The organism is Nakamurella sp. (genome assembly GCF_048594475.1).
Lineage (GTDB): Bacteria > Actinomycetota > Actinomycetes > Mycobacteriales > Nakamurellaceae > Nakamurella.
This window is the reverse complement of record NZ_JBMDXT010000405.1, coordinates 1-13,961: the sequence shown is the minus strand read 5'-3', so window position 1 is coordinate 13,961 and position 13,961 is coordinate 1. Positions and strand designations below refer to the sequence as shown.

Annotated in this window: 9 protein-coding genes, 1 tRNA gene and 1 pseudogene; 5 read left to right on the top strand and 6 right to left on the bottom strand. The window is 73.0% G+C overall.

What is annotated here, in order from left to right; genetic code table 11:
• The coding region (locus tag ACOJUF_RS18285) for a sulfatase-like hydrolase/transferase (RefSeq protein ID WP_420123248.1) at positions 1-1,113 on the top strand (1,113 nt) is incomplete at its 5' end.
• Between the two features lie 20 nt (positions 1,114-1,133).
• On the opposite strand, the gene ACOJUF_RS18280 is transcribed toward ACOJUF_RS18285, so the two are convergent.
• Positions 1,134-1,207 (bottom strand) — tRNA-Gly (locus ACOJUF_RS18280).
• A 12-nt stretch (positions 1,208-1,219) separates the two neighbouring features.
• The gene (locus tag ACOJUF_RS18275) at positions 1,220-1,867 is read right to left on the bottom strand and encodes a class I SAM-dependent methyltransferase (protein ID WP_420123247.1); all 648 of its coding nucleotides are present in this window, start codon (positions 1,865-1,867) and stop codon (positions 1,220-1,222) included.
• Positions 1,868-1,993: 126 nt separating this feature from the next.
• On the opposite strand from ACOJUF_RS18275, the gene ACOJUF_RS18270 reads away from it, so the two are divergent.
• From ACOJUF_RS18270 to ACOJUF_RS18260, 3 genes are all read left to right on the top strand, one after another.
• Positions 1,994-3,481: an alpha-amylase gene (locus ACOJUF_RS18270; protein WP_420123246.1), complete on the top strand. Its 1,488-nt coding sequence runs from the start codon at positions 1,994-1,996 to the stop codon at positions 3,479-3,481.
• A gap of 418 nt (positions 3,482-3,899) precedes the next feature.
• The gene (gene dcd / locus ACOJUF_RS18265) at positions 3,900-4,490 is read left to right on the top strand and encodes a dCTP deaminase (RefSeq protein ID WP_420123245.1); all 591 of its coding nucleotides are present in this window, start codon (positions 3,900-3,902) and stop codon (positions 4,488-4,490) included.
• A 106-nt stretch (positions 4,491-4,596) separates the two neighbouring features.
• Positions 4,597-6,810, top strand: a complete 2,214-nt coding sequence (locus ACOJUF_RS18260; RefSeq protein ID WP_420123244.1) for a (Fe-S)-binding protein — start codon at positions 4,597-4,599, stop codon at positions 6,808-6,810.
• Positions 6,811-7,153: 343 nt separating this feature from the next.
• Here ACOJUF_RS18260 and ACOJUF_RS18255 read toward each other — a convergent pair whose 3' ends face one another.
• From ACOJUF_RS18255 to ACOJUF_RS18245, 3 genes are all read right to left on the bottom strand, one after another.
• Complete coding sequence (locus tag ACOJUF_RS18255; RefSeq protein ID WP_420123243.1) at positions 7,154-8,203, bottom strand: hypothetical protein; 1,050 nt, start codon at positions 8,201-8,203, stop codon at positions 7,154-7,156.
• A 368-nt stretch (positions 8,204-8,571) separates the two neighbouring features.
• Complete coding sequence (locus ACOJUF_RS18250) at positions 8,572-8,886, bottom strand: EthD family reductase (protein ID WP_420123242.1); 315 nt, start codon at positions 8,884-8,886, stop codon at positions 8,572-8,574.
• A 305-nt stretch (positions 8,887-9,191) separates the two neighbouring features.
• Positions 9,192-10,199 (bottom strand): acyl-CoA dehydrogenase family protein, encoded by a 1,008-nt coding sequence (locus ACOJUF_RS18245; RefSeq protein ID WP_420123241.1) that lies wholly within the window; start codon positions 10,197-10,199, stop codon positions 9,192-9,194.
• 171 nt (positions 10,200-10,370) lie between these two features.
• Here ACOJUF_RS18245 and ACOJUF_RS18240 point away from each other — a divergent pair, with 171 nt between their 5' ends.
• Entirely contained in the window at positions 10,371-13,724 is a 3,354-nt protein-coding gene (locus tag ACOJUF_RS18240; protein WP_420123240.1) for a BTAD domain-containing putative transcriptional regulator, read from the top strand.
• 41 nt (positions 13,725-13,765) lie between these two features.
• On the opposite strand, the pseudogene ACOJUF_RS18235 reads toward ACOJUF_RS18240, so the two are convergent.
• Positions 13,766-13,961, bottom strand: a pseudogene (locus ACOJUF_RS18235) (ABC transporter permease); the annotation flags it as partial.

Here is a 13,961-nt window from a genome sequence, read left to right as displayed (position 1 = left end):
CGGGAGAAGGCGCCGGTCGTGGTCCGGGACCAGCCCTGGTTCATGACGGTCAACTTCGTCAACCCGCACGACATCATGAGCTACGACTACGGCACGACCCGGTCGATCACCCCGCCGCCGAACCTGGCCGAGGCGGTCAAGGTCAAACCACCGGCGCAGACCCCGCTCTACAGCAAGGACTGGGACATCCCCACGCCGGCCAGCGCGACCGACGACCTGTCCGGCGCCCCCCAGGCCGTCAAGGAGTTCGCCGGGCTGGCCGATGCCATGTTCGGGCAGGTCGAAGACCCCGACGATTTCCGCAAGGGCCTGAACTTCTACGTCAACTGCATCCGCGACGTCGACCGCAGCGTCGCGCTGGTCCTGGACGCGCTGGTCGCGTCCGGGCAGGCCGACAACACCGTGGTGATCTTCACCTCCGACCACGGCGAGCTCGCCGGCTCGCACGGTCTGCGGCAGAAGGGCAACCTGGTCTACGACGAGAACTTCCACGTCCCGCTGATCATCTGCCACCCCGACGTCGACGGCGGCAACCGCAGCGACGCCCTGGGCTCGGCGGTCGACCTGGCCCCCACGATCCTGCACCTGGCCGGGGTCGACCCCGACCAGCTACGCGACCGGTTCGACGGGCTGGGCGGCCACTCCCTGGTCCCCGCCCTGGACGGCAACCCCACCGGCCGCGACGGTGTCCTGACCGCGGTCGAGTCCGTGCTGACCCTGGACGCCGACTTCTGGCGGGCGTTCGGCTTCGCCGACGTCGGCCAACGCGTCCAGTCCGGCGAACTGCGCCCCGACTGGCGCAAACGCGGCTTCCTGCGCGGCTACACCGACCACCGCTACACCTTCGGCCGCTACTTCAGCCCGCTGACCCCGAACCGGCCCCGCACCCTCACCGACCTCCTGGCCGACAACGACGTCGTGCTCTACGACCGCCACACCGACCCCGAAGAAACCATCAACCTGGCCGCCGACCCGATCAACCACGACCTCGTCGCGACCTACCTGACCAAACTCGAAGCCCTCATCGACGCCGAAATCGGCCGCGACGACCAACCCTGGATCACCGAAAAACCACTCCTGCTCGGCGCCCCGAAATGGCGCGGCGACAGCTGACCGACCGGCCGGGCACTGCGTGGAGCGGGCGACGAGAATCGAACTCGCGCTATCAGCTTGGGAAGCTGAAGTTCTGCCACTGAACTACGCCCGCATGGCCCGCTCACTATACCCGCCGCACGAACTCCGCCCGCCACAGCGGCCCGTCCACTTCATCCACGCGCACCGGGACGACCCCGCCCACCTCGAGCAGGGCGAGGTCGTCCCGGGTCAGCGGGAACGGCGGCGGCTGCGCCGGCACCCCGGTCGCGCGGAACTGCACGACGAACAGGGTGCCGCCGGGCGCGAGCAGCGAGACGACCCCGCGGGCCGCCGCGGCCCGGGGCGGGTTCGGCATCGCCTGCAGCGTGTGGATCTCCACCACCAGGTCGAACGCCCCCACCAGGTCGTCGGGCAGGGCCAGCAGATCGGCGACCCGGTACTCGACCGCGGAGCCCGCATGCCGGGCCCGGGCCTGGTCGATCGCGGTCGGGGCCAGGTCGAAGCCGGTCGTGGTCCAGCCGCGGCCGGCCAGGAACTCGGCGTCGGCGCCGAGCCCGCACCCGACGACGCAGGCGCGCCCCGCCGGCCCGGGCGGCTGCTCGTCCAGCCGGCGCACCAGCAGCGGGTGCGGTTCGGTCCGGCTCCACGGCATGTCGATGGTCCCGGCCGCGGCCTCCGCGTAGAGCCGGTCGAACCAGGCCGTCGGCTGCCCGGCGGCGTACGCCTGCGCGGCCAGCTGATCGGCCCGGCGGGCCCAGGTCCGCTCCGTCACCCGGTCGAACCTACGCCGCGGCACTGCGCGGATCGAGTGATGTGCCGCGGCGGTCGTCGGCCACAATGGGTCCCCGCCCCGCGAGGGGATTCGCCATGACATGAGCCCGAGCAGCCGGAGTTGCGCATGACCACCCGCCTGGCCCAGACCGCGCACCCCGTCGTCTACGAGATCAACACCTGGCCGTGGCTGGCCTCGCTGGGCCGGCGGCTGGGACACACCGTCGACCTGGGCTCCGTGCCCGACACCACCTGGGACGAGCTGGCCGGCCTGGGCATCGACGGGGTCTGGCTGATGGGGGTCTGGCGGCGCAGCCCGGCCGGCATCGCCATCGCGCTGGCCAACCCGGACCTGACCGCCTCGTTCGATCAGGCGCTGCCCGACTGGACCACCGCCGACGTCGTCGGCTCGCCGTACTGCGTGCGGGAGTACATCGTCGACGACCGGCTGGGCGGCCCGGCCGGTCTGGCCGCCGCCCGGGCCGCGCTGGCCGCCCGGGGAGTGGGCCTGATCCTGGACTTCGTGCCCAACCATGTCGCCCCGGATCATCCGTGGACGGCCACCCGGCCGGAGCTGTTCGTCACCGGGACACCGGACGAACTGCACGCCGATCCCACGTCGTTCCTGCAGGTCGGCGACACCGTGCTGGCCAACGGTCGCGACCCCTACTTCCCGGCCTGGCCCGACGTCGTCCAGCTGAACCCGTTCGAGCCCCGGTTGCGGGCGGCCGTCATCGACACCCTGAACGACATCGCCGAGCAGTGCGACGGGGTCCGCTGCGACATGGCGATGCTGATGATGAACGACGTGGTCACCCGCACCTGGGGCGATCGGGTCGGACCCGCACCGGACGCCGACTACTGGCCCACCGTCATCCCGGCGGTGCGGAACCGGCACCCCGACTTCCGCTTCCTGGCCGAGGCCTACTGGGATCTGGAGTGGGCGCTGCAGCAGCAGGGCTTCGACTTCTGCTATGACAAACGGCTCTACGACCGCCTGGAGCACGGGCCGGCGGCCCAGGTGAACGGGCATCTGTCCGGCGACCCGGACTACCAGCGCCGGCTGGTGCGGTTCGTGGAGAACCACGACGAACCCAGGGCGGCCGCCGCGTTCGCCGGGCGGGCGCCGGTGGTCGCGGTCGCGGCGCTCACGCAGACCGGTGCCCGGCTGATCCACGACGGCCAGCGGCAGGGCCGCCGCATTCGTCTTCCGGTGTTCCTCGGCCGGTTCCCGGACGAGGCCACCGACCCGGTCGATCCCGCGGTCGCCGAGTTCTACCGGACGTTCCTGCCGGTGCTCGCCGACCCGACCTTCCACGACGGGCGGTGGCAGCTCGCCGGACGGTCCGGCTGGTCCGGCTCCGGCTTCGAGAACCTGGTCGCCTGGTGCTGGGACGGACCCACCCGCTGGCTGGTCGTGGTGAACCTGAGCGGCGCTCCGGTGACCGGGCAGGTCCGGGTGCCGTTCGACGATCTGCACGGCCACACCTGGCGGCTCGTGGATCCGACGCACGACGTGGTGTACGACCGCAACGGCCACGATCTGGTCGACGGGATGTTCGTCCGGCTCGGGGCCTGGGACTGGCACCTGCTGCGGATCGAGCACGCCGGCTGACCTGCCCCCCGGGACCGGCCGGCGGGCCCCGGCGAGGCCGCCCGCCGCGCCCCCGAGGCGCCGCCCGGTGGTCTAGGGGTCGACCTCCGGGCGGCGCGGGGTGAAGGCCACGGCAGTGGTGGTGGTGACCTTCACGATCGTGGCCGGCGGCCGGACCCGTCGAGGGTCGAGCCCGAGCCTGCGGCGCGGATCTGGTGCGTGACCTGGGTGGATGCAGTGCGTCCTGCTGGTGCGTGGCCGACCGTAGCGCTCCGGTGACGATGGGTGCATCCACCGGATGACCCGTCGTGAGGGAGGCCGAACGAGGCACCGCGATCGTGATGCATCAGCCCGGCCCTGATGCGATTGCGTCAGCCGGCCGGCGGCGTCGGCGGGTCCGCCGCGTCGCGGCCGCGGCCCGTCACTACAGTTCGCGGTTATGCTGCTGTCCGACCGGGATCTGCTCGCGGAGATCGACGCCGGTGCGCTGGCCCTCGATCCGTTCGACGCCTCGCTGATCCAGCCGTCCAGCATCGACGTGCGGCTGGACCGCTTCTTCCGGGTGTTCAACAACTCCCGCTACACCCACATCGACCCGAAGGTCCAGCAGGACGACCTGACCAGCCTGGTCGAGGTCGAGGGCGACGACGCGTTCGTCCTGCACCCCGGGGAGTTCGTGCTGGGCTCCACCTTCGAGCTGGTCACGCTGTCGGATTCGCTGGCCGGGCGGCTCGAGGGCAAGTCGTCGCTGGGCCGCCTCGGGCTGCTCACCCACTCGACGGCCGGCTTCATCGACCCCGGCTTCACCGGCCACATCACCCTGGAACTGTCCAACGTGGCCAACCTGCCGATCACCCTGTGGCCGGGGATGAAGATCGGGCAGCTCTGCCTGTTCCGGCTGACCTCGCCGGCCCTGCACCCCTACGGCTCGGCCGAGGTCGGGTCGCGGTACCAGGGCCAGCGCGGGCCGACCCCTTCACGCGCTTACCTGAACTTCCGCCGGGACGACACCCGGCGCCCGCCGGACTGACGCGGTCCCCGGTCGGCCTCGCGTAAGTTACTGGCAAGTAGCTTGTCGTTCCGGCGGTGGGCCGGTGCGATGAGGGCACGGCTCCGCGCAACGGGAAGGTCTGGGCATGACCTGGTGGTCGATCACGTTCGGCGTCATCGCGCTGGCGTTCCTGGTCGTCGGTTTCGGGCTGCTGGCCCGGGCGGCGGCGCGGATGGTCGCGCATGTGCGGTTGGGCGCGCCGGATCCGCACCGGGCCGGTCCGGTCGGGGTCCGGCTGCGCACCCTGGTCAAGGAGTTCCTCGGGCACACCCGGATGCTCAAGTGGGGCTGGATCGGTGTCGCCCACTGGTTCGTGATGATCGGGTTCGGGGCGCTGTTCCTGACCTTGGTGCAGGCGGCGGGGGAGACGGTCGACCCGCAGTTCGAGCTTCCGTGGCTGGGGTACCAGGCCTGGTACGGCCTGTTCGTCGAGGTCATCGCGACGACGACGGTGCTGGGCATCGGCTACCTGATCGTGGTGCGGCAGCTCAATCATCCGCGGCGGATCGAACGCAAGTCCCGGTTCGCCGGGTCGAACTTCGCTCAGGCGTACTTCGTCGAGTTGATCATCCTGGGTGTCGGGGTGTGCATCTTCCTGATCCGCGGGTTCCAGTCCGCGAACGGGTGGTTGCCGTACCCGACGTGGGCGGCGCCGATCTCGACCTGGCTCGGCTCGTGGTTGCCGGCGTGGCCGGCGGCGGTGTCGTTCGTCGCCCTGGTCAAGATCATCATCTCGATGGTCTGGGCCATCGTGATCGCCCGGAACCTGTCGATGGGCGTGGCCTGGCACCGGTTCCTGGCGTTCTTCAACATCTACTTCAAGCGGCGGGACGACGGCCGGCCGGCGCTCGGGGCGCTGCGGCCGATGCTGTCCGGCGGGGAGGTGCTCAACCTCGAGGAGGCCGATCCCGAGGTCGACACGTTCGGGGTCGGCAAGGTCGAGGACTTCTCCTGGAAGGGGTGGTTGGACTTCGCCACCTGCACCGAGTGCGGCCGCTGCCAGTCGCAGTGCCCGGCGTGGAACACGGCCAAGCCGCTGTCGCCGAAGCTGCTGGTGCTCTCGCTGCGGGACCATTCCTTCGCCAAGGCGCCCTACCTGGCGGCCGGCGGCGGGACGACCCCGGACGGCACCGAGAAGCTCGGCGACGCCGACCTTGCGGCGTTCGCCCACGCGGATCCGTTGGCGATGCTGGAGGCGGGGCGGCCGTTGGTCGGGCCGCCCGACGTCGACGAGCAGGGCCGCCAGATCGGCGGGGTGATCGACCCCGGGATCCTGTGGGACTGCACGACGTGCGGGGCCTGCGTGGAGCAGTGTCCGGTCGACATCGAGCACGTGGACCACATCGTGGACATGCGCCGCTACCAGGTGATGATCGAGTCCGAGTTCCCGACCGAGCTGGGCGGGCTGTTCCGCAACCTGGAGAACAAGGGCAATCCGTGGGGGCAGAACAACAAGGACCGGCTGGAGTGGGCCAAGGACCTGCCGTTCGAGGTGCCGGTGGTCACCGACGTGATCGACCCGGACCACGAGTACCTGTTCTGGGTGGGCTGCGCCGGCGCCTTCGACGACCGGGCCAAGAAGACGACCCGGGCGGTGGCCGAGCTGATGCACATGGCCGCGGTCGGGTTCGCGGTCCTGGGCACCGGCGAGACCTGCACCGGTGACCCGGCCCGGCGGGCCGGCAACGAGTTCCTGTTCCAGATGCTGGCGCAGGCCACGGTGGAGACGATCAACGACGCGTTCGGCGAGCGGGCCAAACGCAAGATCGTGGTGACCTGCCCGCACTGCTTCAACACGCTGGGCAACGAGTACGGCGACCTGGGCGGGCACTACGAGGTCATCCATCACACCCAGCTGTTGAACAAGCTGGTCCGCGAGCGGCGGCTGGTGCCCAAGAAGCCCGCTGCGTCCCGGGATGTGACGTATCACGACCCGTGCTACCTGGGCCGGCACAACAAGGTGTATTCGCCGCCGCGGGAGCTGATCGGCGCGGCCGGGGTCACCCTGGCCGAGATGCCGCGCAACAGTGCCCGCTCCCTGTGCTGTGGAGCGGGTGGCGCCCGGATGTGGATGGAGGAGAAGACCGGCAAGCGGATCAACCTGGAACGCACCGACGAAGCGTTGGCCACCGGCGCCGGCACCGTCGTCACCGGCTGCCCGTTCTGCCGCGTCATGCTCACCGACGGCCTCACCGCCCGGCAGAACGCCCCCACCGCCGACACCCGCGCCGACGTCGCCGACGTCGAGGTGATGGACGTCGCCCAGATGCTCCTGGCCGGTATCAAGGGCCCAGCCTGACCGGTGCGGTGCACCTGCTCGGTGCGGTGTTCGTCCGGTGCGGTGTTCGTCCGGTGCGGTGTTTGTCGGCCCGCGCCGGCTGCGCTGATCAAAGACCCATATTCGCGCCGGATATGTCGCTTTCGGTGGGCCTTCGATCAGCGCAAGCGGGGCGGTGTCCGCACGAGGCGGGCTTTGGATCAGCGCACCCGGGGGGTTTCCGCACGAGGCGGGCTTTGGGTCAGCGCACCCGGGGGTTTCCGCGGGAGAGGGGGCTTTGGGTCAGCGCACCCGGGCGTTTCCGTGGGAGAGGGGGCTTTGGGTCGGCGCCCGGCGAGGGCGCCTACGGGAAATGGGCTTTTGATCAGCGCACCGTGAGCGTCCGCGGCCGGTCCCGCACCCCGAACGGCAGGCCCAGCACCGCCCGACCCTCATCGCCCGACCAGGTCCGCAACCGTCCCGGCGGCGGTGGCGCGGGTGCGTCGAGCAGAAGGCGCACCTGACCGGCGAGCGCGTCGGGGGAACCGAGCGCCACCGCCCAGCCGTACCGCAGTACCCGGATGCCCAGCTCCTGAAGCCGCCATTCCCGACGCTTCTCATCGCGCATCGCCGTCTCCGGATCGCGGCGGTACTTGGCCAGGCCGTCGGCCTCGACGCCGACCCGCCGCTCCGCCCAGTAATGATCGAGCCGGAATTCCGGCAGGTACTCGCCCACCCAGACGTTCGACCGGCTCGGCGGCAGGCCGGCCCGGATGAAGGCGTAGCGGCCGGCCGATTCCAACGCGGACTCGGCCTCGCCGTCGGCGTTCCGGACCGCCCACGCGGCCCGCCCCGCACCGGGCCACTCGGCGATGTCGTCAAATGCCCCGGCCAGCGAGTCGCGGGACCGGTCGCGCCGCGCTGCGGCGTCGGCGACGATCAACGCCGTCAACCGGTCGACTCGCCGACCCAGATCGACGGCGGTGAAAGCGGGGTGCACCACGCGGATGCCGTCGACCTCCCCGAGCCATCGGTCCGGGACGGCCCCGAACCTGGTGTGGCCGTTGACCGTCCGGTTCGACCCGCTCCGGGTCCGGCTGGGGCGGACGGCGCTCGGCACATCCGGGGGCGCTCCCACCGTCGGCATGCCGTGCAGGACGACGGCCGACCACCCGATGGCGGCGGCGTTCGGCGGGCTCACGATCAGGAACGCTCTGGTCCGGAGCCGGAACCGGACCCACGGATCGAGAGAACGCAGGACGACGGGATCGGCGTAGATCCCGTTGGCCAGGGGGACGAGCCGGTCCTGGATGATCCAGCGACTGATGGTGGTGCGCGGGATACCGACACCCAGCAGGTCCCGCCGGCTGATCAGGCCGTCCCCGCCGGCGAGCGCGGCGCGGACCGGGGTCGGGAGTGGGGTGGCCGTCGGCATCGACCGAGCCTGCCCCGGGAAGCGGTCGAGGCCGAGCCGACCGTCGCCTTCTGTGGACAAGTCCTGTGGACAACTGGCCGATCCGGTGCCGGGCCAGCCCGGCCCGGCCCGATTCAGCCCGGCCGGCCCTGGCCGATGCGCTCCGATCCGGCATTGGCCCGTCTGTCCCGGCGCCTCGTTTGGTGCGCTGATCAAAGGCCCGAATCTGTGCCGGATATGTCGCTTTCGATGGGTCTTGGATCAGCGCACCGAGCGATCAGCCGCCAAGCGCGGGTCTTGGATCAGCGCACCCAGCGATCAGCCGCGGACCGCGGGTCTTGGATCAGCGCACCGGCCGGGCGCAGGCGGGGGACTCGCAGCGGCCGCGGTCAGAGGATCTGACGCACGTCGGGAGCGGCCAACACGGTGACCCCGGCCCCGGCGAACCGAGGCAGATCGGCGACCGCCGCCTGGCCCTCCGGACTGCCCATGCCGGCCTCGAACGCGGCCTGGTCGTCGAACTCGAGCGTGGCCACCAGGTGCCAGGCCGCCGCCGTCCCGTCGTCGGCCGGTCCGGGACGCGCGACGGTCAACCGGCGCACGCCGGGGATCCGCTCGGCGAGCGGGGTGTGCACCGTGTCGTAGTGGGCGTCGAACGCGGCCGCGTCGGCGGGCTTGTCGTAGAGCACGATCATCTGGAACATGCGTTGCCTCCTGCACGCGACGCCTTGCCGGGTCGGCCGGCGGCCGCCCGGGATCACGACGGAGTCTCCGGACGGCGCACTGCCGGCGCCGGGGGCACCCCGTCACCGCCGCCGGCGTCGTCCGGCGCGGTCATGCCATGCTGCTCGATGACCCACGATCCGATCTGTCCCAGGAACGGACACCGACGGGCCGGGGCCGACGTTCCTGGGTGCGCTCCGCAGGATCGCAGAGATGCACCGGATTCGCCCGCTTTGACCGCTCCTGACCGGATCGCGCGCCGGAGGCGGCATGAGCCTCATCGCCGTCAGACCGACGCGGTGACGGGGATCGACAGGCGGCTCAGCAGGGCCGACCGGATCGCCGGCCGCTGCCCGAAGACCAGCAGGAAGCCGGACTCGCGGTAGAGCCGGCCGGCGTTCTCGTCGGCGAGCACGGACCGGCTGCCGGTGTGCACGACCAGCCGCGCCGCCGCCCGTGCGGCGAGCAGGCTGGACGCGGCCCGGGCGTCGGGGACGTCCTCGGGGGCGGCGGTCAGCAGCCGCAGCCGGACGTCGGCGATGTCGGCCTCGAGATCGGCCGCGTCGCCGATCAGCCGGGCACAGCGAGCGGCCACCCCGAGCGCCAGGAACCCGTTCATCACCACACCGGTGGCCTGGGACGCGGCGTAGCTGGCCAAGGGCTCGGTGTGGCCCAGCCGCGCCGCGGGCACGAAGTGGTCGGTGAACTCCAGCGAGACGGTGCGGCTGGGTTGCACCGCCATCAACCGGGTCTCGTGCGCGACCAGCCCGTCGGCCGCGGCGGCGTCGAGCACGAAGACGTGCAGCAGGCCGCGGTCGTCGACGGCCCCGACCAGCAGGACGCCGATAAGCCCCCAACCGGTGACCCAGGGCGACTCGCCGGTGAGCCGGAACCCGCCGGGGACCGGCCGGACGTGGATCAGATCGGGCCGGGACATCGCCAGCCCCGCCCGGACCTGGCCGCCGGCCAGGGGCCGCAGCCAGCCGGTGCGGTCCTCGTCCCCGCCGAGCGCGGCCACGGCCATCAGCGGGGCCAGGTGCTGCAGCCAGACGAAGGCCGTGGTCAGGCAGCCGCCGGCCAGCGCGGCGATCACGTCGGCGACGATCGGGGCGCCGGCCGGCCCGACGCCGCCGAACGTCCGGGGCGCCGCCACGCCGTAGAAGCCCTCGTCGGCCAGCCGGTCGAGGTGGACCGCGAGATCGACCTCGCCCCGCTCCACGCCGGCGGCGTCGGGGAACAGGACATCGTCGGCGAAGCGTTGGGCCCGCGCGACCCACCCGAAGTCGTCATCCATTCTGACCATTCTGTCAACCGATCGGGGCAATTGCCGCCGATCGGGCGCCCGCGTTCTCCACCGATACGGATGAATTTCACGGCCCGCCGCTGTCCTCATCCGCGTCGCACCGCGCGCGGCCCGGCTCGCGGCGGCGATCCGCGGCGAGAGCGGCTCTGGGACAGTGATGGGGTGCAGATCGGGATCCTCGGACCGCTCCAGGCGAGCACCGGCGCCGGGCCGATCGGCATCGCCGGAACGCGGCTGCGGGCCCTGCTCACGCGGCTCGCGGTCGCCGTCCCGGCGCCCGTCCCGACCGCCGAACTGCTCGACGCGGTCTGGCCGGATGGCCCGCCGGCCGACCCGGTCAATGCGTTGCAGTCGCTGGTGTCCCGCCTCCGGCGGGCGATCGGCGACGCGGCCGAGGTGCAGCCGGTGCCCGGCGGGTACCGCCTCGCGGTGGCGGCCGGCGACGTCGACGCGACCGTCTTCGGTGACCTGGTGGCGTCCGGGCGCCGCGCGCTGCAGCAGGGCCGGCCCGATCGGGCCCGGGACGAGCTGAGCCGGGCCCTCGCCCTCTGGCGCGGGGAGCCGCTGGCCGACGCGGCCGACGGGCCGTATGCCGCGGGCTCCCGGGCCCGGCTGGTCGAACTGCGCCTGGATGCGCAGATCGACCTGATCGAGGCCCGGCTGCAGCTCGGGTCGGCCGCGGACGTCGTCGCCGACCTCGAGCAGCTGGTCGCCGCCCACCCGTTGCGGGAGCGGCTGGCCGGGCAGCTGATGCGGGCGCTGGCGCTGACCGGTCGGCAGGCCGACGCGCTGGCCGTGCACGAGCGGCTCCGCGACCGGCTGGTCGGTGAGCTGGGCGTCGACCCCGGGGCCGAGGAGCAGGCCGTGTACCTGGCCGTGCTGCGCGGGGAGATCGCGGCGACCACCGGGCCGGGGCCGGCCCCGCCCCGGTCCCACCCCCGGCGCACGAACCTGCGCGCCCCGCTGCCCCGTCTGATCGGCCGGGACGAGCAGGTGCGGCGGATCCGCGACCTGCTGGCCGACGGCCGGCTGGTGACCGTGGTCGGGCCCGGCGGGGCGGGCAAGACCCGGCTGGCCCAGGAGGTCGGCGCCCTGCTGGCCGACGATCGGCCGGACGGCGTCTATCTGGTCGAGCTGGCCCCGGTCACCGAGGCGGCGGGCATCGTGCCGGCGGTCATCGGTGCCCTCGGCCTGGTCGACCCCCGCGCGGTCGAACGGCGCAGCGACCGCACCGTTCGCGATTCCCCCGACCACCTCGTCGACGTGCTCGCCGGCGCCGACTGCCTGCTCGTCGTCGACAACTGCGAGCACCTGATCACGCCGGTCGCCGATCTGGTCGACGGGCTGCTCGCCCGCAGCCCCGGGCTGCGGGTGCTGGCCACCAGCCGGGAGCCGCTGGGCATCGTCGGCGAGGCGCTGTGTGTGGTGCCGCCGCTGGGCCTGCCGCCGGTCGGCGTGACCGCCGCGGAGGCGACCCGGTACCCATCGGTGCGGCTGCTGGTCGAACGCGGCCGGGCGGTGGCCTCCGGGTTCGAGGTGTCGGCGGCGACCGTCGCGCAGGTGGTCGAGATCGTCCGCCGGCTGGACGGGCTGCCGTTGGCCATCGAGCTGGCGGCGGCGCGGCTGCGGGTGATGCCGATCGGCGAGATCGCGGCCCGCCTGTCCGACCGGTTCCGCCTGCTCACCGGCGGCAGCCGGACGGCGATGCCGCGGCACCGCACCCTGCGCGCCGTCGTCGAATGGAGCTGGGGGCTGCTGGATGCCGACGAGCGGCTGCTCGCCGAACGGCTGGCCGTCTTCCCGGCCGGGGCGACCGTGGCCGCCGCGACCGCGGTGTGTGCCGACGACCGGTTGCCCGCCGGCGCGGTCGGCGACCTCGTGCTGGCCCTGGTCGACAAGTCCCTGCTGACCGTCGTCGACGGCCCGGCCGCCCGCTACCGGATGCTCGAGACCATCCGCGAGTACGGCGTGGAGCGCCTGGCCGAGCGGGGCGAGGTGTCCGCCGCGCGGCTGGCGCACGCCCGGTACTTCGTCGACCTGGCGCACCGCACGGATCCGCTGCTGCGCACCGCCGACCAGCTCGACGCCATCGCCACCCTGACCGCCGAGCGGGACAACATCGCCGCCGCGCTGCGCGTCCTGGCCGAGTCCGGCGACCCGGCGGACCGGACGGCCGGCCTGGAGCTGGCGATGGCCATGACCTGGTTCTGGCAGATGACCGGGGCCGAGGCCGAGGCGTCGGGGGCGATGAGGACGGCCCTGGCCGCGTGCACCGACCACCCGCAACGGCCCTGGGCGGTGGCCATGGTGTCGCTGTTCGGGGCGTTCGTCGACCCGAACGGCGAGCAGTCCGGGGCCGGGGTTCGGGTGCTGAGCCGGCGGCTGGCCCGCTCCCTGCTGGCCGGGCCGCCGCCGCCGAATTCCGGCTTCGCCATGCTGCCCACGGTGCTGGCGCTGTTCGGCAACGATCGGGAGACCGCGGCGGCCGCCCTGCGGGCGCCGTGGGTGCAGGACGACGAGTGGACCAGGGCGGCGGTGGCCATGGGGCACGCCCTGTTCGCCGAGAACGAGGGCCGGATCGACGATCATCGTGACGAGATCGACCGTGCGCTGGCCGGTTTCGAACGGATTGGGGATCGCTGGGGTCAGTCGTCGGTGCTCGCCTCGCGCGGCAACCTGCGCGGGATGGACGGTGACGTCTCCGGCGGACTGGCCGACTACGAGCGGGCCCTGGCCCTGGCCGAGGAACTCGGATCGACCGACGACCAGGCGATGGTGCGGGTACGGATGGCCGGGCTGCTGATGCGGGCCGGCGACCTCGCGCGCGCGTCCGCGCTGATCGACCAGGTGCGGGCGCTGCAGCCGCACCGGACGCCGGGCTTCGACCGCGACCTGTTCGTCGCCGGACTGCGGGCGATGATCCGGCTGCTGGCGGGCGATCTGCCCGGCGCGGCCGAGCTGGCGGCCGAACTCCGCACCACCCGGGGGTATCAGGGCTCGGAGGTGGTCGAGGGCCACGCGTTGGCCGTCGTCTGCGCCACCGCCGCCGTCATCGCCGTGCATGTCGGCGACGCCGACCAGGCGGCCGCCGACCTGCGGGTCGGCTATCCGGTCGCCCGGCGGACCGAGGACATGCCGGTGATCGCCACGGTCGGGGTCGCGGTGGCCTGGTTGGCCGCCGCCGTGGGCCGGCCGGCGGCCGCGGCCACCGCGCTCGGCGCCGCCGCCCGGTTGCGGGGCAGTGACGATGCGCTCGACCCGGTCGTGGCCCGGCTGACCGCCCGGCTGCGGGCCGAGCTCGGTTCGGACTTCGCGAAGCACTACCGGGCCGGGACGGCGTTGTCGCGGGCGGATGCCATCGACGCGCTCGACCCCGCCCGGGCCGTCCCGGACGGGGTGACTCCCGACGGGACGGTCCCGGACGGGGTGGTCGACGGGAGCGCCGACGCCGGGAGGGCCGGAGCCGGGCGGGCGGACGCCGACCGCACCGTCGGCGCTCCGATCGGTCCGGTCTGACGGCCGGCGACCGACCGGACGGGCCGGCCGGCCCGGTCGGGTCAGACCCGCCGGCGGTACCCGCGCAGGGCCAGCGGGACGAAGACCACCAGCAGCGCGGCCATCCAGACCAGCGTCCACATCAGGCTGGTGGCGACGGGGCCGCCGATCATCAACCCGCGCATCGTGGTGACCAGTTGGGAGATCGGGTTGGCGTCGGCGAACGCCGCCAGCCAGCCGGGCATCGTCGCGGTCGGC